The sequence below is a fragment of the Paenarthrobacter nitroguajacolicus genome (assembly GCF_051027655.1).
In the GTDB taxonomy this organism is placed as follows: Bacteria; Actinomycetota; Actinomycetes; order Actinomycetales; family Micrococcaceae; genus Arthrobacter; species Arthrobacter nitroguajacolicus.
In genome coordinates this window covers 699994-725732 of record NZ_CP073234.1, presented here as the reverse complement: position 1 = coordinate 725732, position 25739 = coordinate 699994, and the positions used below count along the sequence as shown (strand labels likewise).

Sequence of the window (25739 nt, the reverse complement as noted above, 5' to 3'; positions counted from 1 at the left end):
GCCCCGGCAACACCCTTTGGGCAGGTGAGGAAACTAACAGCAGGCTCCCGGAATGTCGGGCCATGTCAGGGCGTTGCAGCCAACATGAAGATTGAGATCTGGTCAGACGTCGCGTGTCCGTGGTGCTACATCGGCAAGCGCCGTTTTGAGAGCGCCCTGGCACAGTTCCCGCACCGCGATTCGGTGGACATCGAGTGGAAGAGCTACCAGCTTGACCCCTCCATCCCGGAACACTACGACGGCACCGAGTTGGACTACCTGAGCAAGCGCAAAGGCATGGCTCCGGAGCAGGTCAAGCAAATGTTCGCGCACGTCACCGAGACCGCCAAGGGCGAAGGACTGGATTACCACTTCGACAAAGTTGTTGTGGCCAACAGCTTCACCGCCCACCGCCTCATCCACCTTGCCGCCGCCCACGGACGCCAGGACACCGCCAAGGAACGCCTGCTCAGCGATCACTTCGAGCACGGCAAGGACATCGGCAACCACGACTACCTCACGGAACTCGGCGCAGCACTTGAGTTGCCCACCGACGAGGTTGCCGAGCTCTTCACCTCCGACAAGTACGCGGACGAGGTCACGCAGGACATCAACGAGGCCCGCGCCATTGGCGTCACCGGTGTCCCGTTCTTCGCCATCGACCGCAAGTACGGCATCTCCGGTGCCCAGCCGGTTGATCTTTTCAGCGAAGCGCTGAACCAGGCATGGCAGGAAGCCAACCCGCTGATCCCCGTGGGCGCCTCCGACGCCGAGGCCTGCGGCCCGGACGGCTGCGCAGTCTAAGTAGCCCGCGCCGTCGTGCGTTTGCCCATGTAGGTAACAGTAAACGTCGCAATGAGCGCTCATTGCGACGTTTACTGTTGCCCAGTTGGGTGCGTATCTAGGCTTTCACCACATCAAGCTCGACGACGGCCCAGGACAGGGCGGGCAGCGTCAGGCGGAGTTCGGAACCGGTCGCCTTCACACCTTCCAGCGCCGTCAGGCCAACACGTCCCGGCTGGTCCTGGGAATTGATGGTGAAGCGGTCGCCGTCCTCGGGGATTTCGAGGACTTCGGCGCGGAGCACCTGGCGGGCGTCGAAACCGCGCAGGGCAACCTCGACGTCGGCAGCTTCTTCCAGTCCGCGGTTCGCGAAGAAGAGTGCGACCCGTCCCGCTTCCTCGTTCCACGTAGCGCTGACGTCCACCAGGTCCGTGTCCCCGAAGCGGTTGTTCGAGTACTTGTCCGAATCCACCGATAGCCGCAGGATCTGGCCCTTGGCGAGCTCGGCCATCCGCGCGAACGGGTGGAAGATGGTCTGCTTCCAGGCCGGTCCGTTCTCTTCCGAGAGAATCGGCGCAATCACGTTGACCAACTGGGCCTGGTTGGCGATCTTCACGCGGTCACCGTGGCGGAGCAGGGAGTTGAGCAGCGTCCCCACCACCACGGCATCGGTGACGTTGTACTTGTCTTCAATGACGCGCGGGTGCTCGCGCCATCCGGCCTTAATCACGTTGTGTGGCTGGTCCTCGGTGTCCAGGCCGCGCTGGTACCAGACGTTCCACTCATCGAAGGACAGATTGATGTGCTTCTTGTGCTTGCCCTTGGCACGAACGGCGTCCGCCGTGGCGATCACTGATTCGATGAAATAGTCGGTATCGACGGCGGAGGCCAGGAAGCTGCCCACGTCGCCTTCGTGCTCGTAGTAGTAGGCGTGGAGCGACACGTAGTCCACTTCGTCGTAAGTGTGCGTGAGGACTGTCTGCTCCCAAGCACCGAACGTCGGCATTCCGGAGTTGGAGCTGCCGCAAGCCACCAATTCGAGCGAGGGGTCCACGAATCGCATGGCCTTGGCTGCCTCCTGCGCCAGGCGTCCGTACTCGTCGGCGGTCTTGTGGCCGATCTGCCAGGGCCCGTCCATCTCGTTGCCCAAGCACCAGAGCTTGATGTTGAACGGGTCCTTGTGGCCGTTCTTGGCGCGGAGATCGGAAAGGTAGGTTCCTCCGGGGTGATTGGCGTACTCCACGATCTCGCGTGCAGCGTCCACTCCCCTGGTGCCCAGGTTGATGGCTTCCATGATTTCCGTACCGGCCTGCTTGGACCAGTCCACAAACTCGTGCAGGCCAAAGGCGTTGGTCTCCACGGTGTGCCAGGCTCCGTCCAGCCGACGTGGCCTGTTTTCGCGCGGGCCGATTCCGTCTTCCCAGTTGTATCCGGAAACGAAGTTGCCGCCGGGGTAACGGATGACGGTGGCGCCGAGTTCTTTGACGAGCTTGAGGACATCCTGGCGGAAGCCGTTCTCGTCAGCCTCGGGGTGCCCGGGCTCATAGATGCCGGTGTAGACACAACGGCCCATGTGCTCCACGAAGGAGCCGAAGAGTCGTCGGGGTACCTCGCCAATGGTGAAGTCGCGGTCGAGGGTGATGCGTGCGCGGGACATGTATCTCCTTGGTTGTGTTCTAAATCCGGTGGTTAGCGAGAGGCTGCCGGTCAGGTTCCGGCGAGTCCCGTCGTCGCAACGCCCTTGATAATTTGGCGCTGGAAGAAGAGGAAAACGACAATCAGCGGCAGCGCGGCGAGCAATGCGGACGCCATGTTCTGCGCGTATTGAATGCCGTAGGCGCTCTTGATGGTCTGCAGGCCGACCGGGAGGGTGAGCAGGTTGCCGTCATTGGTGGCGATGAACGGCCACAGGAAGTTGTTCCACGCGCCGATGAACACGAAGATCGCGACGGCGGCCAGGATGGGTCGGGACAACGGCAGGATGATTTGGGTGAAGATCCGCAAGCGGCTGGCTCCGTCCATCACGGCCGCTTCCTCGAGTTCACGCGGGATTTGGTCAAAAAACTTCTTCAGCACGAACACCATGGCGGGGTGGATGACCTGCGGCAGGATGATGGCCCACGAGGTATCGATGAGGTTCAGCGCCAGCATTTGGTAGAAGAGCGGGATGATCAGCACCGGCGGCGGGATGATGATGGAGGCGATGATCACCGTCATCAGCACCTTCTTGCCCTTGAAATCGATCCTCGAAAGCGCATAGGCGACCAACGCCGAGATCACCAGGGTGATGGCCGTGATGGCCGCCGAGGTGTAGAGCGAGTTCCAGGTCCACAGCGGGATGTTGCCGTCCTGGAACACCTTGACGAACGCTTCGGGCGTGAAGCCCGACGGCGGCAGCCATGTCACGTCCGGAGCTGCGGCATCCGTCTCGGTCTTGAAAGCGGTGGCCGTGGCCCACGCGAACGGGATCAGCCACAGCACCGCGATGAAGGCAGCGACGACGATGGCCGCGATCCTGCCAACGGTCAGCTTCTTGCGGGGCTGGCGAAGTTTGAGGCTATTGCCGGTGGTGGTACTGGGTGCGGGACGGGTCAGGGTAGGGGTTGCCATGGTTATGCACTCCTGCGGCGGGTGATGACGAACTGCATGATCGAGATGACCACGATCAGTCCGAAGAAGATGTAGGAGATGGCTGCCGAGTAACCCAGCCGGTATCCGGTGAAGCCGGTTTCGAAGATGTACTGCACCACGGGCCGGGTGGATCCTCCGGGTCCGCCGGCGGTCATCTGGTACACCTGATCGAAGATCTTCAGCGATGCCAGGATCTGGAGCAGCACGATCATCACAGTGGTGGGTGTCAGCTGCGGAAGCGTGATGGAGAAGAACTGGCGCCACGCCCCCGCACCGTCCAGCGAAGCTGCCTCATAATGCTGCGCGGGGATGTTCTGCATCGCGGCCAGATAGAGCAGGAAGTTGAAGCCCACGGTCCACCAGAGAGTGGCGATGACAATGGCCCACATGGCCACGTTGGGGTCATTAAGCCAGGCAACGCGTGGGAGGCCGATGCCTGTCAGGAACTCGTTGATTAGGCCAAGCTGCGGGTTGTACATCCAGGTGAAGAACAGCGAAACCACTGTGGAGGCCAGCAGGTAGGGCGCAAAGTAGGAGAGCCGCCACAGCCACTGGGCTGGAAGTCCGATGTTGAGCAGGGCGGCCATGACCAAGGCAACGAGGACCAACGGGACGGTGCTGATCACCGTGAAGTAGAGGGTGTTGCCCAAGGATCGCCACATATCGGCGTCGGCCAAGGCTTCGGCATAGTTCGCGAAGCCAATCAGATCGTCATTGGCACCGGTGAGGGACTTGCCCGTAAGGCTCATGTAGAAGCCGTAGAGAATGGGCCAGACGAGGAAAACGAGGAAGAAGACAAGGAACGGGGTGGCAAATCCCCAGCCGCTCAGGTTGCTTCGGGTGCGGCTCCCGGGTTTGCGCAGACTCTCCGGCCTCGGCCGGGACAGCGTAGAGGTACTCATTCAAGAACTCCTTTGGTCGCTCGGTGGGGGCCGGTTTAGACGGGGTTGGGGCGGGAGAGGAGGGTGTTGGTGCGTTGCTCGAAGGCAGCCCATCCCGCGGATGCCTTGTCCCTTCCCAAAAGGACGTTCTGCACGGTCTCCGCGAAGTAGGTCTGCCAGTCCGAGCCGGAACCGCTGAACCAGGACTCGGGATCGTAGGCAATGATGTCCGCCGCGTTGGCGTAGTGAATCTGGGGCGTGAGTTCGCGGTAGGCCTGTGATTGGACCACGGGCTGGAAGCCAGGAATGTGTCCGGCTTCTGCCCAGGACAGGGATCCCTTGAGGACATCGGTGACGAACTTGTAGACGTCCCGGCGCTTGTCCTCATTCAACTTCAGTTGCCGTGGGAGGACGAACGAGTGCGAGTCTGCGTAAGAGGCCGGTGTTCCGTACAGCGTAGGAATGGTGGCCGCATCTACGGGTATTCCGGCCTTCTTCATGGTGGGCAGTTCCCACACGCCGCTGAACAGCATCCCTGAGCCCCCGCGGGCAAACTCCGCGATGCCCGTGCTGATGTCTCCGGCTTGGGCTGCAATGGTGTCGTCAAAGAGGGATGCCATGAACTCCAGCGATTCGATGGCCGCGTCCCGGTCGACCTTCATGGGTTGCCCTGGTGTCAGTTCCATGTCCGCGCCGTGTTGCTTGTAGAGGGTGTAGAACAGGCGCCACATTTGCGAACCACTGCCGAGATAGCCGAAGGACAGGCCGTGGGCTTTGGTGACCTTCTGCATTTCCAGGGCCATCGCCTTGAATTCCTGGGGCGAGGTCACTTCCTGTAGCTGGCCGTTGCTGCCCAGCACTCCGGCCTTGCCTGCGATATCCGTGTTGTAAAACATGACGAACGGGTGCGAATCCAGGGCGATGGAGAAAACCTTGCCGTTGTGTTGGCTTTTCTCCCAGATCCTGGGGGCGAAATCGGAGGCGCTGACACCGTTCTCCGCAAGCAGGTCCAGGTCCCACGGCTCAATGAGTCCGCCCGGTGCATATCCGGGAACCCGGCTGGCATGCATGATGGCCACCTCGGGAGGGCGGCCTCCGGCCGAGGCCATGGCCAGTTTGGTGTAATACGGCGGACCCCAGGCAAGCACTGTGGGGTGCACCTTGAAACCGGGATTGGCTTGGTTGGCGCTGTTGATCATGGCCTGCATCTTGATGCCATCACCGCCGGAAAGCAGGTGCCAGAACCCGATGTCCTGGACTGCAGCGGCTTGGGCCGAACCTCCGCAGCCCGTGAGGCCGGTGGCCAGCAGGCCTCCGCCAAGAAGGGCCGATCCTGTCAATAACTGTCTCCGGGACAACTGTTTCCCGGTCAAAGATTCAAACTGCTTCACCCGTCACTCCTTTGGATGGGTCCGCTGAAAGGTCATTGCTTCACTGCGTTGCTGCTGCGCAAAATCCGGCTCCGGCGCGTCCCCACACTCGGGTAAAGGTTGGCCCGGGGGTGACGCAGATCTCACATTACATCGATGTAAAGTGTAGGGCAAGAGAAAATTGTTAGCGCGCACAATTTAGTGGCAGGCTCTCGTTTCAGCCTCTGCTGCTGTCCCGCTCCACGATGGCGTAATCGATTTCAACCAAGCGTTGCCCGTGGGACCTGTCGGACATACGTTCGGTCAACAGGCGCAAGGCCTCCGTGGCAATTGCCCGTTTGTCGAAGGACACGGTAGTCAGGGAAGGTACCGCAAATCGTCCGTCGATCACGTCGTCGAAACCGGCTACCGCGATGTCATCCGGAACGTGTACCCCCCTCTTCCACAAGGTATTCAGGGCACCGATTGCCATGGAGTCCGTAAAACAGAACAGCGCCTCGGGCAAGGGATTTGTGTCCAGATACTCAGCCAGCGATTCAGCCGCTGAAGCAGGCGTCCAGCTGTCGCAGGAAATCAGCAACGACTCATCCTTGGCAATTCCCAGCATCTGCAGTGCAGCCTCATAGCCGCCCGCCCGCTGGATCGCCGTAGCGGATTGCCTTCCGCGATTCACACCCAGAACTGCGATACGCCGGCGTCCGGGCCTGGCCAAAGCGAGGGTCATGTCCCGCGCCGCAGCGAAGCTGTCCACAAAGACGCGGTCGGCCAGCTGCTGTGTGACTTCGCCCAGGAGAACAACCGGTGGCAGTGCGACGCCTACCTGCACGGCACTCTCCTTGAGCACCACGGGGTTGAGAATCAGTCCGTCGATGAGGTTGGCTCGCGCCCGCGTCATCAACTCATGCTCACGGTGCGGGTCGGAGCCGGTTTCCTCGATCTGCACGCTGAAGCCTTGCTCGTGGGCAACTTCCACAATGCTTTGGGCAATCTCCGCAGAAAAGGGAGTCGCCAGATCCGGCAGCGCCAGTCCAATAACACCCGAACGGCCATTGCGCAGTCCGCGCGCCGAGAGATTGGGGACATAATCCAGTTCCGCCATTGCCTGCTCAACCCTGAGCCGCGTGGGGCCGCTCACGGGCACGATCCCGTTCATCACGTTCGAGACCGTTTTGGGCGAAACCCCTGCACGGCGCGCTACGTCCTTGACCGTTGCGCGCAAGACGCCCCCTAGCTGCTGTTGGCCGGCGCTGCTGTTGACCGGTTTTCCTTGATGCTACGCGAGATTTTGCACTTGGACGCAGTGCACTGTCGCCCATGGCAAGCGCGCCGACCGCTCTTGGCTAGCTTTCAAAGGCCGCACGGAAAGCCGCCAGTGCGGTGTCTCCTGCTTCCAGGCCGGCTCCTCCGGCGGCCTGCGCTTCGAGACCGACAACCCCGTCGTATCCTGCCTTTCCAAGAGCACTGGCGATGACGTGATAGTTGATTTCCCCGGTGCCGGGTTCGCACCGGCCGGGGACGTCGGCCACTTGTATTTCTCCTATCCAGGGCAACGCGGCACGGATGAGTTCGATCAGGTTGCCCTCACCAATTTGGGCGTGATAAAGGTCCAGCATCATCCTGACGTTGGGGTGGTTAACCGCCGAGACCAGCGCCAAGGTGTCCTTTGCGCGTGCCAAGGGGATGCCGGGGTGGTCCAGCACAGTGTTCAAGTTCTCCAACGCGAAGACCACTCCGTGCTTCTCGCCCAATGCCGCCAGGCGTTCGAGCGAGCGCGCACCGGTCAGCCACATCTCGCCGGTAGATCGGTGAACGGGGCGGACGGCCCGGCCGCCTTCCCCGAGCTCTGCAGGGTGGACCACCATACGCTCGATGCCAAGTTCAAGCGCGACAGGAATCAGTTTCTCCGCCGATGCCAGCACCTCGTTGGCGCTGTCGGGATCAGTGAGGCTACCGCCAAAATAACCGCTCATGGACGAGAACCGGGCACCAGTTGCTATCAGGGCCGCGATGTCCCGGCCCCGGGTGTCCCACAACTCCACCTCAAAGCCTTGCTCATGAATCCTCTTCACGCGCTCCGTCAAAGGAAATTCGCCGTAGAGCATCTCAGCGCAGGCAGCCAAGCGGAAGCTCATGCTTCATCACCTACGGTGTGCAGTGCGGGTTCCGCTGGACGCAATTCGGCAATTGTTGCCACGTCAACCGGCAGCCCGGTTTGGGCTGAACGGGAGGCGGCTAAGGCCACGGCCAAGGCGTTCCGTGCGTCGGTTCCACCGGCAGCTTGGGCGGCGGGAGCTTGGACACCGTCACGGTCAGCTTTCACGGAGTCCACGAAGTGGACGAGTTCAGCCGTATACGCATCGTGAAAGAGGTCCACGTTCAGGCGGACGGTGGACGCATTGATGCCGGCAGCGGTGTAACTCATGGCCGTGCTGGCCTGCGGGCCTCCCGCTGTCACCATCCCGGCAGAGCCAAAAACTTCTCCCCGCACGTCATAGCCGTAGAGTGCATTGAAGTTGGCCTCAGCTACAGCAATGGCTCCGTTGCTGTAGGTCACAGTGACTACAGCGGTATCCAACAGGCCACCCTCTTTTGCTTCAGGCGCTACCAGCGCGTCAGCTACAGCATGAACGCGAACAGGGACAGCCCCCGGGTTCAGCCAGTTCAAGGTGTCGAAGTCGTGAATGAGAGTCTCCAGGAAGATGGTGCCCGGCGGAATCCGCTCCGGGTTGGCAATCCCGTCCGGGTTGCCGGGATCGCGGGTCAAGGACCGCAGCAACTGCGGGGTTCCTATGGCACCGTCATCAATGAGCCTGCGGGCGGCGGCGAAGTCGCTTGAGTAGCGGCGGTTGAAACCGAACTGGACAATCACACCCGCAGCCCCTGCTGCGTCCAGTGCGTCATCAAGTTCTTCCACAGTACGGCCGCCCGGCTTTTCGCAGAAAGCGTGCTTACCCGCCCGCGCAGCCGCGGCGATCAGCCCCGCATGAAAGCGCGCCGGCGCAGCGATAAGAACAGCGTCCACATCAGGATCGTCCAGCACATCTGCCGGGTCACTACTGATCTTGGCAACGCCCAAGCGGCCGGCGAGTTCCTCGACGGCCGGAAGGGCAGGATCCGCGATTGCTTCAAGCCGGGCATTGGGGATGCGGTGCGCAACGGACTCAGCGTGGAAGCTTCCGATCCATCCCGCTCCGATCAGTCCGATACGAACGGGCCGGTCTTCGGTGACCGGATGCTGAAGGTAACCCATGGTAGCTCCTGAAATAGTCTTCTAGATCGTTCTAGTTGCACCATCCTGACATGTCATTCGCGCTACGTCTAGATCGTTCTATAGACTGTTCGCACCCAGGAGGAAATATGTCGGAATTGCAGCGCCGCCCTACTTTGATGGACGTAGCCGAGGCTGCCGGCGTCTCCCGTGCCTTGGTTTCCATCGTGATGCGGGGTGCACCCGGCGCGGCGGAATCGACGCGGCAAAGAGTATTGGACGCGGCCCGCCAACTCGGATATCGGGCAGACTCCCGGGCGAGGCTGCTGCGGAGCAGCAGGACCAAGCTCCTGGGCCTCATCTTTTCCAGCTCACAGCCCTTTCACGCGGAAATTGTGGATGCCGCATACGCTGAAGCCTCCGCCAGGGGCTATGAAATAGCCCTGAGCGCGGTGGCCAGCGGTCGGCCCGAGGCCCGCGCCATTGAAACCTTGCTGGATGTCGGCGCGGAGGCATTGATCATCATCGCGCCCACCCTCAACGTGGAGGACCTCGCACTACATGCCCGCCAAGTGCCGGTGGTGAGCCTCCTTCGCGACAACGTGGGCGACCTCGTGGATTCGGTCAGCAGTGACGATTACGCAGGCATCGCGATAGCCGTTGACCACCTGGTTGGTCTCGGCCATAGCCGGATCGTCCACGTCGACGGCGGCGCTGCCGTCTCTTCGGACAGACGCCGGGAGACATACCGCACGGAAATGATCCGACGCGGGCTCCAACCCGTGGTTGTCCCTGGTGGTCCTGGAGAAGAGGATGGCATGGGAGCCGGGCAAATCCTTCAGGCTGATCTGCCCACGGCTGTCATCGCCTTCAACGACAGGTCGGCCCTCGGCATCATGGAAAGCTTCAGGGCCGCGGGGATCCGGATTCCCGAGGATGTATCGGTACTCGGCTATGACGACAGCCATTTCGCCAAGCTCAGTTACGTCCAGTTATCTTCCATCAGCCAGGACGCCCCGCTCCTTGCCGCCGCCGCTGTTGGCCGCGCCGTGGACCGGATCGAAGGGGCAAAGTCACCGGGCAGCGTGGTCCGAACGCCGCACCTGGTCCTCCGCAAAACCACCGCCCGGGCACCAGCAGCAACCTGATGCTGAGGCCTCACGGCTCTTAGTGACAGATCGCTGTAAAGTGTCTATATGCCAAGGATCACGGCCGCCACGAATGCTGCCCAACGCGCCGAGACCCAACGTCGGATTCTGACCGCTTTTGGAGAGCTCCTCTTCACCCACGGCCTCCCGGGACTGACCATGACGGATGTCGCCCGGCACGCCGGCGTGGGACGCACCGCGGTCTACAACTATTACGCGGATATGGAGCAACTGCTCATCGCGTACGCCTTGGACGAGACCGAGCGTTTCATCGTGGACCTCCGCGATTCACTGGCTGCGCTGGAGAACCCCGTTGACAGGCTCGCCCTCTATGTCCGGGCCCAGGTGGAGGATCTCAGCCGCCGCCACTTGCCGCCGGGACCGGCCATGGCCGCCGTCCTCTCCCCCGGTTCCTTCGCGAAGCTCGCAGACCATGTGGGCGACCTGAACGTCCTGCTTCAGGACATCCTCCAGGACGGCGTGGAGCAGGGCTACCTTCCGGACACCGACGTCGCCCAGTTGGCGCGGCTCATTCATGGAACGCTTTCTGCCAGCGCCGCACGACGCAACCGAACGCCCGACGGCGGGACTCCCCCGCCGCCGCCAGCCTCCGACGTCGAGCTTCACACAGCCGCCGAAGTGCACACGGCCATCGAACTCCACACGACACAAACAGTGCGGTTCATCCAATTGGGCGCGGGAGCCCGCTTCGACGAAGCCGGCAAGCCAGTGCGCTTGGATTCGCCGGCCCACGACGCCCTCGCCAGTTAGCTACTAAGCCCGGCTGGCTACTGAGCCCGGCTGGCTACTGAGCCCAGCTGGCTACTGATCCGCGGGGAGCGTGGGAATGATGGGCCACTTGGAGTTGTCCGCAATGCGCAGGTCCTCACGCGGGCACTGCAGCGTTCCCGGGGTCTGGTCCACCAATTGGGGCTCCACCAAGCCTTCGAAACCAGGCGTCAGGATGACATCCACGGACTCGTCCTCACGGTTGTCTTCGAAGTAGTCCGTTCCGGCAAGATTCCGCTGGACGTTGAACGCCGCTGCCTGGCCCTTGACCCCGGAGACCACCACGCCAACGCCTGAGTAAGCGGTATCGCTGTTGTCGACGGAGGCCACCTTGTAGCCACGCGCCGTGAACTGGTCAGCAACTGTGCTGGCCAGCCCGGCGCGGGACGTGGCATTGAAAACGTTGAGGGCCACGGTCTCGTTGGGAACGTAGTCAAACGTGGTGGTCGGACAGAGGCTGGTGGGTGCTTTGCTGGCGATTGAGCTGGGAACCTTGACCACGCCGTTCATGATCGCCCACGCACCAACGGCTCCAGCCGCTATGACGCCAACCAGCAGCACCAGGACGATTCCATGGAACAGCCGCCGCCGGAAGCGGCCTTTGTGCGCCTGGGCGTCCTCGGCAAAGGTTGCCCGAAGCTCCGGGCCCGTCACTACATGGTGGCCGTGGAGCTGCGTCACATCTTTGGGACGCCTGCGCTTGCTAGCCATCGATCACCAATACGCGTGCGTGAATGGCCGTCCGCTGATGGAGTGCCGTGCGAACCGCCCTGTGAAGCCCGTCCTCGAGGTACATAACGCCTTGATACTGGACGACGTGCGGGAACAAATCACCGAAGAAGGTTGAGTCCTCAGCCAACAGTGCCTCCAAGTCCAGGGTCCGTTTGGTAGTAACGAGTTCATCGAGGCGGATAGGACGCGGGGGCAGGGCAGCCCAGTCCCGCGGCGCAGAGTATCCATGGTCAGGGTACGGGCGTCCCTCGCCCACAGCTTTGAAGATCACTCTGCAAGCCTATGGAAGAAGCCGCGCTAACGGAACTTGTGACCCGCAGCACAGGCACCTTGTGGCCAAAAGGTGACTATCCGACGTCGCGCGTCATAGCTGTGATGGGAACCGCCGGGACTGACAGAATGGGATCATGACTCAACCGCTGCAAGGTACTGACCGGACCGCTGCCCGCGCCACGCCCGCTTTGGCGCTGCTGCTGGATGTCGACGGCCCTATCGCCAGTCCTGTAACGCGGGACGTCAAGCCTGACATCATCGCGGACATGGTGGCCCTGGCTTCGGCCGGGATCCCCGTCATCTTCAACACGGGCCGCTCTGACGCGTTCATCAGCGAGCAAGTCATGGAACCAATGATTGCCGCGGGCATGCCGGCGGACACTGTCATTCACGCTATTTGCGAGAAGGGCGCCGTGTGGTTCAGCTACACAGCCGAAGGCCCCGGCCCCATCCACGTGGACCACGAACTCGCCGTTCCCAAGGCCTACGGCGACGATATCCGCAGGCTCGTTGCTGAAGACTATTCAGCACACATGTTCTTCGACGAGACCAAGCGCGCCATGGTTTCCGTGGAGCAGCACCTGGACGTGTCCAGCGCGGACTACCTGGCCGAGCAGAAACTCTTCGACGCCGATGCCCTGGACATCATGGGACGCCACGGCCTCAACGCGGCCATCCTGGACCACCACGCACCTGAGTCCGATGACGCCGCGGACTACCGCCTGGACCCCACCATCATCTCCACGGACATCGAATCGGTCCGACTGGGCAAGGACCTCGGAGCCAGCCGCGCGGTTGAACTCCTGGCAGCCCAGGGCATTACTCCGCTCTCCTGGCGGACGGTAGGTGATTCCCGCACGGACTACGCCATGGCAGACTGGCTTTACCACAACGATCACGATGTGAAGCACGTGGACGTCCGGCCCGCAGACGGCGTACCGGTGAAGCCCTACACCATTTTGACGGCAGCCGACCTTGAACTGGCGGATGACGTGATCCACGACGACGCCGGCGGCGCATTCCTCCGCAGCTGGCGTGAAGCCCTTTCGATCTAAGTTCCAGCGCATCATAGTTTTAACGTCTTAGAGCAACCTGCACCGCAACGATCCCGGAGATACAGCCATCACACAAGCACAGGTCGATCCGATTTACCACGGCAGCCCGTCCATCGAAGAGGACACGATTGCTGAGGCGATCTCGCCTGCCGTCGTCGCGCATCTTAGGCACAGGTCCGACGTCGTCCGTCACCGCGGGCGGTACGCCCTGGTCAACGGCGACCTGACTCCGCAACAGGCCATGGTGTCCGACCTTCTGGCGGTCAGGGCCGCCTTGGACGCTGCTGGTATCGATTTCATCCTGGTGCGCGGTAATGATGAGCGGCCCGTTATCGCCGTTGACTGGGAGTCACGCAAGGACGTTCGGGAGGCGCTGGTCACTGCGTTCCGGAATGAGCCTTTCTATTCCATGACCGTGGACGCCAAGAAGAAGACCTCCATGTTGGTGGCGGACGGCGATCTCTCGGCTAACCGAAAAGCCCGCATCTTCCGCTTGTACCGGCCGCGCGTCGAGATCGGCGGCGGGCTCTGGTACGGCCCGGCTTTGGGCGTGCAGCTTGAGCTGTGGCGGTTTGAGGGCGATCACTTGGAACTCCCCGTGGAGAATTCCCTCACCCGCCGCACCATGCTTCGCCAGGACGCGGTGCGCGGCACAGTACAACGGCACGGCCTGTCCTGGCCCACCATCGAGAACATGTTCGCTGACCACGCCAGCGACATCGACTTCGATATCGACATCGTCTTCTCGTGGGTGGATGGCAGCGACCCCGAATACATCGCCAGGAGGCGTGCCCAGCAGTCCGAGGCTGTCCTCGGCGAGGGCGACGACCATGAGGCACGCTTCCGGCAGATCAACGAGCTGAAGTACGCACTGCGCTCCGTGCACATGTTCGCGCCCTGGATCCGGCGGATCTTCATCGCCACCGACTCCCCCGCACCGGAATGGCTGGCCGACCACCCGTCAGTGACCATTGTGCGCAGCGAGGAGTTCTTCGCAGACCCCTCTGTGCTGCCCACCCACAACTCGCAGGCCGTGGAGTGCCAGCTGCACCACATCAAGGGCCTCTCAGAGCACTTCCTGTACTCCAATGACGACATGTTCTTTGGCCGCCCCGTGGGCCCTGACATGTTCTTCACGCCCGGTGGCATCACCAAGTTCATCGAAGCTGACACCCGCATTGGGCTGGGCGAGAATGACGCCGAACGCAGCGGTTTTGAGAACGCAGCCCGTGTGAACCGCAAGCTGCTGTGGGAGCGCTTCGGCCGGATCACCACCCGGCACCTTGAGCACACGGCCGCGCCGCTACGCCGTAGCGTGGTGGCCAAAATGGAGAAGGAATTCCCGGCCGAGTTCGCAAAGACCGCCGGAAGTCGGTTCCGTGCCGCGGACAACATCTCGGTGACCAACTCGTTCTACCACTACTACGCCCTGCTTACCGGTCGCGCGGTCACGCAAACCAGTGCCAAAGTCAGGTATGTGGACTCCACCATGTGGGCCGGACTGCACTACCTGCCAAAGCTCCTGGCCAAGCGCCACATGGACTTCTTCTGCCTGAACGACGGCAGCTTCCCCGAAGTCGAGGCAAATGAACGAGCCGACCTGGTGACCGACTTCCTGGAGAAGTACTTCCCCGTCAAGGCGCCTTGGGAGAAGTAAAGCCACCGGGAGAAACAAGCGGGAGCGACGAGGTGTGCGTGCCCGGCGAAGTGTGGGCTCCCACCCGGGACTCGTGCGGAATGCGAATGCCGGCCGCCGCCAGGCGCCGCTGAACCTCGGCTGCATCCAAGGGCTCGCCAACGGTGACGCCACCGGACATCGGAACCACGGAGTGCACGATCGTGTGCTCGTAGACGTGGATCATGTTGTAGGACTGCGCCCCGTCACGTCCGCGCTGTCCGCCGGCGCGAACCGCCAGGTCCTGCGTGTAACAGGTAGCTGAGGCGACCGATACCGGGATGCCTGCGAAGCTCGCCGTCGTGGAGTAGTGCAGGTGGCCGCCCAGGATGGTGCGGACGTCCGTATTACGGACGACGGCGGCCAGTGCGGCTTGGCCGCGCAGCTCCACCATCACGGCGAGGTCCTGCACGCATGGGACGGGCGGGTGATGCAGGGCAAGGATGGTGCCGTCCGGGGCTGGCGTGGCCAGCTCAGAGGCCAGCCACTCCAGCTGGGATTCTGACAGTTCGCCGTAGTGGTGGCCGGGAACCGTGGTGTCCAGGGTGATGATGCGGAGTCCGTTGACAAAGTAGCTGCGGTCCACGGGATCCTGTGGCTTGCTGGCCGCAGAGGCATCGGCGAACGCGGAACGGAAGTTTGCCCGGTTGTCATGGTTGCCCATGGCCCAGATGGCTTTGGCTCCCAGTGACGCGCACAGAGGTTCAATCATCTCGCGGAGTTGCCTGTAGGCTTCCAGCTCACCTTTGTCGGCGAGGTCTCCGGTGAAAATGATGGCCTCGGGCCTGATCCTGGAGGCGATGATTTGCTCGCAGATCTCCTGGAGCCTGGCTGCGCTGTCCACCGAGCCGTGGAGCGTGCCCGGACCCCCCACCAGGTGAAGATCGCTCAGGTGCAAAAGCACATGACCTGGTTTGGGGTATTCGGCCTCGATGAGCTCCATAGCTTCGCCTTAGCGTTTGGTGGGAGACGGCTTCTCCCGTATCAATCCAGTAGGGCCAATCCAACCAGACAACAAGCCAACAACTGGCTAATTTCCGGCGGAATGTTGGAAAATTACTTTCCTCCTTTCAGGACTGGTGGCTCTATGCCAGCGCTTCTTCCACTGCTTTCACAAGGTCTTCGGAGTCAGGCTCCACTGCGGATGGGAACCTTGCCACGAGTTCGCCACCGCGGTTTATGACGAACTTCTCGAAGTTCCATTTCACCTTGGCCGGCTGCCCGTCCTCGTCCCGGGCCAGCTCCGCGAACAGGGGATGCTGCTGCTTGCCAAGGACGTTGGCTTTGCTGGTCAGGGGGAAGGACACTCCGAAGTTGCGCTCGCAGAATTCTGCGATGTCGTGGTCTGCGCCAGGCTCCTGCCCGCCGAACTGGTTGCAGGGCACTCCGAGGATCTCCAGCCCCTGGCTCCGGTACTTGCCGTACAGCTCTTCCAGGCCCGCGTACTGGCGTGTGTAGCCACACTCAGAAGCGACGTTCACCACCACCACCGCTTTGCCCTCGAACCGGCCGAAGTCTGCTTCGGTGCCATCGTTGAAGGTGAGGGGAATGCTGTAAAGGCTGGACATGGGATTCGCTTCCTGACGACGTCGTCTGGCGGGTTTGCCGCCATCGAGCTTACGGGAGCTGGCTTGGGGCCGCGAAATGCAGGGTTATCCGGCGTTTCACGTGCCGTCAGCGTGTGTCCGGCTTAGGGTGCCGGGAGGATCAGCGTGGACAACGGCACGATCACACCATCCGGGCGCTGGACCAGGTCCGGTGCTATCAGGATGTATCCGGGCGGAAGCACCACCACCGGGAGCGCAGTTGGAAGGACAGCCACGGGCGCAGGTGCGGGCGCCACCGGAGGTGCAGGAGCCGACGGAACGGCCTGGGTCACTACCGGCGCTGGTTCCACAATGACCGGTGCTGGCGCCACGACAACGGGCGCTGGTTCCACCATCACGGGCGCTGGAGCCTGCACAACCGGCGCCGGTTCAAGCACTGCCGGCGCCGGAGCGGGAGCTACCGGAGCTGGCTCCACAACCGCGGGCGCGAGCGGAGCCGGTTCAACAACCACCGGCGGCGGGGCGATGGCCGATTGAAGAGTTGGTGCCACCGGGGCCGTCGTCAGCGTCGGCGGGACGGTACTGGTTTCCGGGGCACTGGTCGACGGCGGTGGCGTGGAGGTGCCAGTCGGAGTCGGCGTTGCAGTGGTCGTCGGAGTCGGCGTCGGCGTTGGCGTAGCAGTGGTTGTCGGGGTTGGCGTCGGTGTGGCCGTCACGGAAGGTGAGGGTGTCGGCGTCGTGGTTTGAGTTCCGCCGGGGGTGCCCGGCGTCGAGGTGGCCGGCGGAGTGGTTTGAGTTCCGCCGGGGGTGCCCGGCGTCGAGGTGGCCGGCGGAGTGGTGCCGGACGGGGCCGGCGGTGGCACAGGAAGCGGTTCGTCATGCTCGTGCTCTCCACCGATGACGGCCCGGTTGGTTCCATCCGATACAGGAACGGCCCATTGCGGGGTTCCGGAGGCGCCATTTCCGACACCGGGCTGGTAGTTCACCATGGCGATGGTCTGCAGCGGATCAGTCTGCCGGATGGACAGCAGTGTCCAGTTCGCGGGGTCAGTATGGAGACCGTTGACGATCGTCTCGAAGTGAAGGTGGCATCCTGTGGACCAGCCCGTGGTCCCAACCTCTGCGATAACCTCGCCCACCCGCACCGATTGGCCTTGCGTGACGCCGATTGCCTGAAGGTGGTTGTACGTGGTGACCAAGCCGTTGCCATGCTCGATTTCAACCCGGTTGCCACCGCCCCACACATGCCATCCGACAGCCCGCACTACGCCGGCGTCTGCGGCGTAGACCCGCGTACCGCAGGCGGCTGCGTAGTCCTGACCCCAGTGGAATTCTCCGGCCAGGCCAGTCAAGGGACTGTAGCGGTAGCCGTAAGACGAGCTCTTGTTGAGGACCTCAAGCGGTGAGTAGAGGCTCCCTGCAGGTGGTCGCGAAAGGCCTGCGGAGGCAACGGTCAGTCCTGTGGAACCGTCCTTGCTGACGGTTCTTACCAGAGCGCGTTCGAAGTAGACCATGGGCGTGGCAGGTATTTGCTCGGGCGGCTCCGGCATGGAGTCGATCACCAAGGTCTCGGCTTCCGGCGGCACCAGGGTGCCTAGAGCCGTTGGTTCCACCACCCCCTGCGCCAGTGCCCCGCCAACAGAGCTGCTGGAGACGGAATTCAAGGGTTGGAAGCCAAACGCAAAGAAAGCCAGGACGGCGAGGCATCCCGCGATGAGAACGCGATGGAAGCCTACGGCGCGGATCAAATCCACTGCCCGGTCTGATTCATGATGGTTGCCCACAATACACTCCCCAAAGCCAGCGGCACCAAACCCCAGCCTGGCGTGCAAGCACCATTGTTGCGGGAATCAGGGGAGAAAGAAAGGCTTCCAGGGTGCCGCCTACCGAAAGGTTGGCTCAGTTTTGGCTCAAGAATCTTGAGCTTTGTTTTCGGGGCTAAGAGCCCAGGTTTTCCTTCAGCAGGGCACGGTGTTCGACGGCGGCATTGGCATGTAGCGCACGGCCCGCCTCAGTTAGTTCCAGGAAGAGGGAACGGCGATCATCTGCGCAGGTTTCGCGGGACACCAGGCCGGCTTTTTCCAGTCGGTCCACCACCTTTGAGACAGCACTCTGGGTCATGGGGGTTCGCTCCCCCAAGGCCTTCATCCGGCACGCAGACTCTTCGCTTTCGGCAACGAGGTCCAGGATTTCAAACTCGTTGAGGCCAATGTCGAACTTCGCTTCGAGGGCGCGGTCAATCGCTCCTGCGGTGCGGAAGTAGGAGTTTTGGATGCTGCGCCACTGCTCAACCAGTTGACGGTCACGCGTCGTTGCCATGCCCTGATTCTAGTTCATTTCGAGGTTAGAATCCACGTCATAATATTCCACATCATATTCCTTGTCATTGAATGACGCGTCATGTAGATTCAAATCCATGACATCACCCACCAACCTCAAAACCTCAACTGAGCCGCCTTTGGTTTCAGCCGTTCACTGGACGCGTGCCCAGTGGCTGCTGCTCATGGTTGTGTGCACCGTCCTGGCTTTGGACGGGCTGGACGTCTCCATGGTCGGCGTTGCCTTGCCCTCCATCGGACAGGAACTCAACCTGGGTACCGACTCCCTCCAGTGGATTGTTTCCGCCTACGTCCTGGGCTACGGAAGCCTCCTGCTCCTCGGTGGCCGTCTCGCCGATCTGTTGGGCCGGCGTCGAATCTTCCTCATTGCGCTGACCGTATTCGCCGCGGCGTCGCTCCTTGGCGGGCTGGTGGACGATCCCGCCATCCTGATCGCCACCCGGTTCATCAAGGGACTTGCCGCTGCCTTCACCGCACCCACCGGGTTCTCCATCATCACCACCAACTTCGCCGAAGGCCGCGAGCGCAACAAGGCACTGTCCATCTTCACCACGTTCGGCGCCAGCGGCTTCTCGCTCGGCCTGGTGGTGGGCGGCCTGATGACCAGCCTCAGCTGGCGTTGGACGTTCCTGGTCTCGGTGCCCATCGCCGTCGTCGTGGTCTTCCTGGGCATGAAGTTCATCCCGAAGGACAAGCCATCGGCGGAGAACAGCGGGCACGATATTTGGGGCGCCGTCACTCTCGCGCTGGGGATGCTCGGCCTCGTGTACACCTTGGTTTCAGCACCTGAGCAGGGCTGGGGATCTGTGGCAACAATCGCCGGATTCGCAGTGTCCATCGCCGTGCTGGCGGCTTTCGCGGTGATAGAGAACAGGGTCAAGCATCCGCTGATCCGCTTCAGCATCCTCAAGGAGGGCTGGGTAGCCCGAGCCAATCTCAGCGCCGTGGGACTGTTCGGCTCCTACCTCAGCTTCCAGTTCATCGTCACCATGTACCTGCAGTCCGTGCTGGGCTGGACGCCGCTGGGAATGGCCCTGGCCCTGCTGCCGGCAGGTCTGTTGGTGGCTACGAACGCGCCGTTCGCGGACCGTCTCATTGAGAAGTTCGGGGCCACACAACTGATTCTGACCGGGCTCACGGCCCTCGGCCTGGGCTATGTCCTGTTCCTCCGGGTGGGCACCACACCAAACTACGTGCTGGATATCCTGCCGTCCGTGGTCCTGCTGGGCATCGGCTTCGCGCTGGCTTTCCCGTCCATCAACGTCCAAGCGACGGCCGGGATCAAGGATTCAGAGCAGGGGCTGGCTGCGGGTTTGATCCAGACCAGCACCCAGGTTGGGGCGGCCCTGGTTTTGGCGGTCACCACGGCATTGGTCAGCGGTCACGGCCAGGCCGCCGGAACTGTCAGCGCCCAAGCCATGCTGGAACAGTACCGTCCGGGCCTCATCCTGAGTGCCGCCGTCGCCATCGCCGCCCTGTTGGTTGCGGCAGCACCGTCGCGGCGCCGCGTCCGCTCCTAAGCTCCGCGTTTCTCCCCTGTACATGGGCGCAATTGCGAGGTCTCATGGGACCTATGAGGAACTACCTCACGGAGTACAGGCACGAACTGCAGCGCACCTTCACAGGAACGTCGGGCACGCCTCCAGAGTGGGTGCCGCGCCTCGCGGAAGGGAACGACGCCGGATATCACCTGCCGGGTTCGGCCGTCTGGGCCGTGCACGGCCATGTTGCCACCATCGTGGCCGGGATCAGGGTACTGCTGATGCAGGCCCTGCATCCCGGCGCGCTGGCCGGAGTTTACGAGCACTCAGGCTTCCAAAAAGACCCTCTCGGACGGTTGGCTAACACGGTCCGATGGATTTTCACGGTGACCTACGGTTCCACGGAGGCCGCCGAAGCAGCGACAGCACGCGTGCGCAAGATCCACGAGCGCGTCCGGGGAACGTATGTGGACGGCAACGGAGTCTTACGTGAGTACGCCGCCAACGACCCCGAACTCCTCCGCTGGGTACACGTCACCTACGCTGACTCCTTCATCACCGCCAACCGCATCTGGGGCCGGCCCATCCCAGGCGGGCCCGACGCCTACGTTCGCGAATGGGCAGCTGCCGGGCGGCTTATGGGAGTGGAGGACCCTCCTCTGACCGAGGCCCAGGTCCGTGACGAGCTTGAGCAGTGGTGCGCCTCCGGGATACTCCGGGCTGATGAGCGTTTGGCCGAGACGGTGTCGTTCATCCGCTACCCGCCCCTGAGCCCGCTTCTCAAGCCCGGCTACACCATCCTGTTTTCCGCCGCGGTGGCAAGTCTTGAGCCCAAGTACCGGGAGATGCTCGGTATTCGCCGTGCCGGGATTGGTCCGGTTCCCTTGCCTGTCATCACCGCTGCCCGGGCCGTGCTGGGCATGGTCCGGTTTGCCTTGGGCTCCCATGGACCCAGCGAGCAGGCTGCCCGGCGAAGGTTGCAGAGGCTGGGGTACGCCGCCTGATGGGCTTGGTGGACCGATAACAACGAAGGCCGGGCAGGTCGGAGCGAATCCGTCCTGCCCGGCCTTCCGTAGCCAACGGCTAGATCAGGTGGTCCGAAAGGTGGTTCGGAGTGCCGAAGCGGTGCGCCGTGATTGACACAGCCTGCTCGCGGAGGAACGGCAGCATCTCGATCCGGCCAGCCTGGGTCACAGCACCGTGGTAGACCGCGACGTCCGGGCGACCACCCATGGCTGCGCTCAGCGCGGCGAAGTCGCCACCGATCAGGCGGATCCGGCCGGCGTCGAACTTTGCTGCACGGGCCAGCCACGCGGCGTCGTCCTCGATCCGGACGCTGACGCCCAGATTCGCAAACACCGTCACCACGGCGTCGGGAAGCACGACGGCGGAGCTCACCTTGAGCGCCGAACCAGCCACTGCGCCGGCTGCCACCACGCGGAGCAGCTCAGCGAGCCGCTCGCCTTCGGAGAGGCGGATGGTGACAGGGAGGGAGCGGTAGCGGAAGACGTTGCGCTCTGCGGACAGGGCTGAGACGTCCTTGCGAGTGCCGAACTCGGCTTCCCAGGCCGCTGCGTCGCTGAAGAGTGACTGCTGCAGGGTTTGGAGTTCCTCAGCGGACACGTCCACCGACCTTGCTGCAGCGAGAATCTGCGCGGCAGCACCCTGAAGCATCGTGCCGCGCTTGGCCTTGGCCTCGGCGGGGAGCCAGCTGCCTAGACCGATCAGGTAGTTCGGTCCACCGGCCTTGGTTCCGGCGCCGACTGCGGACTTCTTCCAGCCACCGAAGGGCTGGCGCTGGACGATTGCACCGGTGATGCCACGGTTGACGTACAGGTTTCCGGCCTGGATGGTGTCCAACCAGACGCCCATTTCAGCGGAGTCCAGTGAGTGGAGGCCGGCGGTGAGGCCGTACTCGATCTCGTTCTGGATGGCGATGGCTTCCTCGAGGGTCTCCGCGGTCATAACACCCAGGACCGGGCCGAAGAACTCGGTGAGGTGGAAGTAGGAGCCACGCTTGACGCCCGAACGGATGCCCGGGGACCACAAACGTCCTGTTTCGTCGAGGCGCTCGGGCTTGATGGCCCACGTCTCGCCGTCTCCCAAGGTGGTGAGGGCGTTCAGGAGCTTGCCGTTGGCCGGCTCGATGATCGGCCCCATCTGGGTGGTGGCATTCTCCGGGTAACCGACGGTCAACGAGCGGGCGGCGTCGATCAGCTGGTTGTGGAAGCGGGCGCTCTTGGCCACCGAGCCCACCAGGATCACCAGCGAGGCAGCCGAGCACTTCTGGCCTGCGTGGCCGAATGCCGAGTACACAACGTCCTTGGCAGCCAGGTCCAGGTCAGCGCTCGGGGTGACGATGATGGCGTTCTTTCCGGACGTCTCCGCGAGCAGCGGCAGGTCCTGGCGGAAGGAGCGGAAGAGTTCAGCGGTTTCGTAGCCACCGGTGAGGATGACCCGGTCAACGCTCGGGTGCGAGACCAGCTGGGTGCCGAGTTCGCGCTCTTCGAGCTGCACGAGGGCCAGGACTTCACGGGGCACGCCGGCTTCCCAGAGGGCATCCACCATGACGGAACCGGAGCGGCGTGCCTGCTTTGCAGGCTTGATCACGACGGCGGAACCTGAGGCAAGCGCTGCGAGCGTCGAGCCTGCGGGGATCGCCACCGGGAAGTTCCACGGCGGTGTCACCACGGTGAGGTTGGCTGGGACGAACGTGGCGCCGTCGACCGTTTCCAAGTCCTTGGCGCGCTCGGCGTAGTAGTGCGCGAAGTCGATTGCTTCGCTGACCTCGGGGTCGCCTTGGTCGATGGTCTTGCCGGTTTCGGAAGCCATCACCTCAAGAAGCTCCGCACGGCGCGCCTCAAGGATGTCGCCGGCGCGGTGCAGGATCGCTGCGCGTTCGGCGGCCGGAAGGGCACCCCAGGCCTTGCCGTGGTCCACGGCGGTGGCGATGATGCGGTCCAGTTCGGCGGCGTCGGAGACCTTGGTGGACTCTACGATCTTGTTGCCCGCGGTGGAGCCGGAGATGCGCTTGAGGATGTCGCGGCCCCAGGCGCGGTTGGCCGGGAGCGCCGGGTCGGTGTCCGGGGTGTTGCTGAAGCCCTCAAGCGGTGCCGGATCCGCGGGGAGGCGACGGTCCTGCTGCCGGTTGGGCCCAGGAACCTCGTCCGTCATTCCGGCCAAGGAGTCCAGGAAGCGCTGCTGTTCGCGCTTGAACAACGCTTCGTTCTCGCTCAGTTCGAAGACCGCCGACATGAAGTTTTCCTGGCTGGCACCCTCTTCGAGGCGGCGGATCAGGTAGGCGATTGCGACGTCGAACTCGCCCGGGTGGACTACCGGTGTGTAGAGCAGGAGGCTGCCGACATCCTTGCGGACTGCCGTGGCCTGGCCGGTTGCCATGCCCAGGAGCATCTCGAATTCAATGCCCTTCGTGACGCCACGCTGCTTGGCGAGCAACCACGCAAAGGCGACGTCGAACAGGTTGTGGCCAGCGACGCCGATGCGGACGGCGTCAATGTGCTCCGGAGTCAGGGCGTAGTTGATGACGTTCTTGTAGCTGGTGTCGGAGTCCTGCTTGGTGCCCCAGGTCGCCAGCGGCCAGTCGTGCAGGGAAGCTTCAACCTGCTCCATGGGGAGGTTGGCTCCCTTGACCACGCGGACCTTGATGGGAGCGCCACCCTGGGCGCGGCGGGCCGCAGCCCACTCCTGGAGTTCCTGCATGGCACCAAGGGCGTCCGGGAGGTAGGCCTGGAGGACGATGCCGGCCTCGAGGTTCTTGAACTCGGGCATGTCCAGGATGCGCTTGAATACCGCGATGGTCATGCTGAGGTCCTTGTATTCCTCCATGTCCAGGTTGATGAACTTGGGCTTGGGGAAGGATGCAGCCAGGCGATACAGCGGGGTGAGCTTCTCCACCACGTGGTCGACGGCTTCGTCGAAGGCCCACGGGGAGTGCGGTGCCACGGTGGAGGATTCCTTGATGGAAACGTAGTCCACGTCATCGCGGGCAAGGAGCTTGAGCGTTCCATCCAGGCGGCGCTGGGCTTCGTGTTCGCCCAGGACTGCTTCGCCGAGGAGGTTGACGTTCAGGTGAACGCCGTCCTGGCGGATCTTGGCGATGGCCGGGCCGAGCTTGGCGTCGGTGGCGTCCACGATCAGGTGGCCCACCATTTCGCGGAGCACGCGGCGGGCGATCGGGATGACTACCTGCGGGACGATCGGAGCCATGACGCCACCTACGCGTACAGCGCTGCGCATGTACCACGGGAGGAACTTGGGCACCTTGGGAGCGAGCTCTGCGAGCTTGCGGCCGGCGACCGACAGGTCCTCGGGGCGGATGACGCCGTCGACGAATCCGACAGTGAAGTCAAGTCCGTTCGGGTCCTTCAGGACACCGGCGAGACGCTGCGCGGACACATCCACGGGGATCTTGCTGGCTTCGGTAAGCCAGTGGCGGACCAAGGCGATGGCTTCCTGAGCCAAAGCATCGAACTGCCCGGAATCCTGGGTGCGCGGGGCGGTGGCATCCGGGAGGGTGCTGGTCATGGGGGCTCCTTCTGAGGCGGAGAAGTTTGTTTGTTTCCATCAGTATGGATCTACAATCACGTTAGGAAAAGCGATCTTTTCTGACGAATATTGATTACCCATCCCGAACCTTTGGAGGCCGCCTTGCTGGACGTCCGCAGGCTGCGTTTGCTGCACGAATTGAAGATCCGCGGAACCTTGGCCGAAGTCGCCGACGCGATGCAGTACAGCCCTTCATCGGTTTCGCAGCAGCTGACGTTGCTGGAGAAGGAAGCGGGTGTGGAGCTGCTGCGCAAAGCCGGGCGGCGAGTGCAGCTGACTCCGCAAGCGGAGATCCTCGTAGCCCACACGGCCGCTCTGTTGGAGACCTTGGAGCGCGCGGAGACCGAGCTCGCGGCCTCGCTATCCATGGTCACGGGCACTGTCCGGCTCGCCGTCTTCCAGTCGGCCGCGTTGGCTTTGCTGCCCGATTTCCTCAGCATCATGCGCCAGGAGTATCCAGAGGTCCGCGTGGAGATGACGCAGCGCGAGCCCGAGACTGCACTCTACGAAACCTGGGCGCGCGACTTCGATCTCGTGGTGGCAGAGCAATACCCAGGCCACGCCGCCCCGCATCACAGCGGCCTGGACCGTGTGATCCTCACCAGCGACGCCATCCGCCTGGCCACTCCCCCGGTGGGATTGGGCGGCGAAACTGTTTCGTCGCTTGCGGACACCGCCTCAATGCCGTGGGTCATGGAACCCCGGGGGGCCGCTTCCAGGCACTGGGCTGAGCAGGCGTGCCGTTCAGCGGGGTTCGAGCCCGACGTACGTTACGAAACGGCCGACCTCCAAGCACAGATCCGGCTCATTGAATCCGGAAACGCCGTGGCGCTCATGCCGGACCTGGTGTGGACGGGGAGAACCCGCACCGTCCAACTCCTGGACCTCCCGGGCCTTCCGAAGCGAACCGTTTTCACGTCCACCAGGACCGCCGGCCGCATCCACCCTGCAACCGCAGCCTGCCGCGAAGTGCTGGAGAGGGTCGCGGCAACACAGCAGCAGGATGCCGAGCAGCAGGCTGACGCCGACTAGCTTCCGGGAACGCAAAAGGCCCCAGTCCGAGGACTGGGGCCAAACGCGGAGAATGGGGGATTTGAACCCCCGAGGGCGTTAACCCAACACGCGTTCCAGGCGTGCGCCATAGGCCGCTAGGCGAATTCTCCTTGCTTCCGATTCGAAAGCAGATACTACTGTACCTGAGAATTTCGGCATCGTGTAATCGGGCCGAATCACCGCCTGTAGAAGGGTTCGAAGATAAGCCCGTTAACGGAAAAATGGACGC

At 62.9% G+C, this 25739-nt stretch carries 22 protein-coding genes and 1 tRNA gene; 8 read left to right on the top strand and 15 right to left on the bottom strand.

Going from position 1 to position 25739, the window contains the following annotated elements; translation table 11 throughout:
- The first annotated feature begins 84 nt into the window (after nucleotides 1–84).
- Complete coding sequence (locus KCX59_RS03690) at nucleotides 85–783, top strand: DsbA family oxidoreductase (RefSeq protein ID WP_179018832.1); 699 nt, start codon at nucleotides 85–87, stop codon at nucleotides 781–783.
- Between the two features lie 97 nt (nucleotides 784–880).
- On the opposite strand, the gene KCX59_RS03685 is transcribed toward KCX59_RS03690, so the two are convergent.
- The 7 genes from KCX59_RS03685 to KCX59_RS03655 form a co-directional block, all read right to left on the bottom strand.
- Nucleotides 881–2419 carry an alpha-N-arabinofuranosidase gene (locus KCX59_RS03685; protein WP_179018834.1) on the bottom strand — a complete coding sequence of 513 codons (1539 nt, stop codon included), beginning with the start codon at nucleotides 2417–2419 and terminating at the stop codon, nucleotides 881–883.
- A gap of 50 nt (nucleotides 2420–2469) precedes the next feature.
- A complete protein-coding gene (locus tag KCX59_RS03680) occupies nucleotides 2470–3372 on the bottom strand; it encodes a carbohydrate ABC transporter permease (protein WP_179018836.1) in 903 nt (300 codons plus the stop codon).
- A gap of 2 nt (nucleotides 3373–3374) precedes the next feature.
- Nucleotides 3375–4295 carry a carbohydrate ABC transporter permease gene (locus KCX59_RS03675; protein WP_091465228.1) on the bottom strand — a complete coding sequence of 307 codons (921 nt, stop codon included), beginning with the start codon at nucleotides 4293–4295 and terminating at the stop codon, nucleotides 3375–3377.
- A 35-nt stretch (nucleotides 4296–4330) separates the two neighbouring features.
- Nucleotides 4331–5665: an extracellular solute-binding protein gene (locus KCX59_RS03670; RefSeq protein WP_179018838.1), complete on the bottom strand. Its 1335-nt coding sequence runs from the start codon at nucleotides 5663–5665 to the stop codon at nucleotides 4331–4333.
- A gap of 196 nt (nucleotides 5666–5861) precedes the next feature.
- Nucleotides 5862–6863, bottom strand: a complete 1002-nt coding sequence (locus tag KCX59_RS03665) for a LacI family DNA-binding transcriptional regulator (protein ID WP_179018840.1) — start codon at nucleotides 6861–6863, stop codon at nucleotides 5862–5864.
- A 121-nt stretch (nucleotides 6864–6984) separates the two neighbouring features.
- Entirely contained in the window at nucleotides 6985–7776 is a 792-nt protein-coding gene (locus KCX59_RS03660; RefSeq protein ID WP_179018842.1) for a TIM barrel protein, read from the bottom strand.
- The gene (locus KCX59_RS03655; RefSeq protein WP_179018843.1) at nucleotides 7773–8894 is read right to left on the bottom strand and encodes a Gfo/Idh/MocA family oxidoreductase; all 1122 of its coding nucleotides are present in this window, start codon (nucleotides 8892–8894) and stop codon (nucleotides 7773–7775) included. Before KCX59_RS03655 ends, KCX59_RS03660 begins: the two co-directional genes overlap by 4 nt.
- Nucleotides 8895–9001: 107 nt before the next feature.
- Between KCX59_RS03655 and KCX59_RS03650 the strand changes: the two genes are divergently transcribed.
- Together KCX59_RS03650 and KCX59_RS03645 are read left to right on the top strand one after the other, a co-directional pair.
- Complete coding sequence (locus KCX59_RS03650) at nucleotides 9002–10000, top strand: LacI family DNA-binding transcriptional regulator (RefSeq protein ID WP_179018845.1); 999 nt, start codon at nucleotides 9002–9004, stop codon at nucleotides 9998–10000.
- A 48-nt stretch (nucleotides 10001–10048) separates the two neighbouring features.
- Nucleotides 10049–10771, top strand: coding sequence for a TetR/AcrR family transcriptional regulator (locus KCX59_RS03645; RefSeq protein ID WP_178993285.1), 723 nt, complete (start codon nucleotides 10049–10051; stop codon nucleotides 10769–10771).
- A gap of 51 nt (nucleotides 10772–10822) precedes the next feature.
- Here KCX59_RS03645 and KCX59_RS03640 read toward each other — a convergent pair whose 3' ends face one another.
- Together KCX59_RS03640 and KCX59_RS03635 are read right to left on the bottom strand one after the other, a co-directional pair.
- On the bottom strand, nucleotides 10823–11470 hold the full coding sequence (locus KCX59_RS03640; protein ID WP_091465216.1) for a LytR C-terminal domain-containing protein: 648 nt from the start codon (nucleotides 11468–11470) through the stop codon (nucleotides 10823–10825).
- A 22-nt stretch (nucleotides 11471–11492) separates the two neighbouring features.
- Complete coding sequence (locus KCX59_RS03635) at nucleotides 11493–11792, bottom strand: type II toxin-antitoxin system VapB family antitoxin (RefSeq protein ID WP_011773432.1); 300 nt, start codon at nucleotides 11790–11792, stop codon at nucleotides 11493–11495.
- 136 nt (nucleotides 11793–11928) lie between these two features.
- Between KCX59_RS03635 and KCX59_RS03630 the strand changes: the two genes are divergently transcribed.
- Nucleotides 11929–12849 (top strand): hypothetical protein, encoded by a 921-nt coding sequence (locus KCX59_RS03630; protein WP_178993283.1) that lies wholly within the window; start codon nucleotides 11929–11931, stop codon nucleotides 12847–12849.
- 67 nt (nucleotides 12850–12916) lie between these two features.
- A complete protein-coding gene (locus KCX59_RS03625; protein WP_370628859.1) occupies nucleotides 12917–14506 on the top strand; it encodes a stealth family protein in 1590 nt (529 codons plus the stop codon).
- On the opposite strand, the gene KCX59_RS03620 is transcribed toward KCX59_RS03625, so the two are convergent.
- From KCX59_RS03620 to KCX59_RS03605, 4 genes are all read right to left on the bottom strand, one after another.
- On the bottom strand, nucleotides 14484–15467 hold the full coding sequence (locus KCX59_RS03620) for a phosphodiesterase (protein ID WP_179018847.1): 984 nt from the start codon (nucleotides 15465–15467) through the stop codon (nucleotides 14484–14486). The two genes, KCX59_RS03625 and KCX59_RS03620, sit on opposite strands and share 23 nt — an antisense overlap.
- Before the next feature lie 142 nt (nucleotides 15468–15609).
- The gene (locus KCX59_RS03615; protein ID WP_179018849.1) at nucleotides 15610–16092 is read right to left on the bottom strand and encodes a glutathione peroxidase; all 483 of its coding nucleotides are present in this window, start codon (nucleotides 16090–16092) and stop codon (nucleotides 15610–15612) included.
- Nucleotides 16093–16214: 122 nt separating this feature from the next.
- Nucleotides 16215–17855 carry a M23 family metallopeptidase gene (locus tag KCX59_RS03610; RefSeq protein WP_179018851.1) on the bottom strand — a complete coding sequence of 547 codons (1641 nt, stop codon included), beginning with the start codon at nucleotides 17853–17855 and terminating at the stop codon, nucleotides 16215–16217.
- Between the two features lie 154 nt (nucleotides 17856–18009).
- On the bottom strand, nucleotides 18010–18390 hold the full coding sequence (locus tag KCX59_RS03605; protein ID WP_091465207.1) for a MarR family winged helix-turn-helix transcriptional regulator: 381 nt from the start codon (nucleotides 18388–18390) through the stop codon (nucleotides 18010–18012).
- 97 nt (nucleotides 18391–18487) lie between these two features.
- On the opposite strand from KCX59_RS03605, the gene KCX59_RS03600 reads away from it, so the two are divergent.
- Nucleotides 18488–19930, top strand: coding sequence for an MFS transporter (locus KCX59_RS03600; RefSeq protein WP_179018853.1), 1443 nt, complete (start codon nucleotides 18488–18490; stop codon nucleotides 19928–19930).
- 44 nt (nucleotides 19931–19974) lie between these two features.
- Entirely contained in the window at nucleotides 19975–20895 is a 921-nt protein-coding gene (locus KCX59_RS03595) for an oxygenase MpaB family protein (RefSeq protein WP_179018855.1), read from the top strand.
- A 79-nt stretch (nucleotides 20896–20974) separates the two neighbouring features.
- Here KCX59_RS03595 and KCX59_RS03590 read toward each other — a convergent pair whose 3' ends face one another.
- Entirely contained in the window at nucleotides 20975–24436 is a 3462-nt protein-coding gene (locus tag KCX59_RS03590) for a bifunctional proline dehydrogenase/L-glutamate gamma-semialdehyde dehydrogenase (RefSeq protein WP_179018857.1), read from the bottom strand.
- Between the two features lie 123 nt (nucleotides 24437–24559).
- Between KCX59_RS03590 and KCX59_RS03585 the strand changes: the two genes are divergently transcribed.
- Entirely contained in the window at nucleotides 24560–25489 is a 930-nt protein-coding gene (locus KCX59_RS03585; protein WP_091467496.1) for a LysR family transcriptional regulator, read from the top strand.
- 46 nt (nucleotides 25490–25535) lie between these two features.
- Here KCX59_RS03585 and KCX59_RS03580 read toward each other — a convergent pair.
- Nucleotides 25536–25620 (bottom strand) — tRNA-Ser (locus KCX59_RS03580).
- Between the last annotated feature and the right edge of the window lie 119 nt (nucleotides 25621–25739).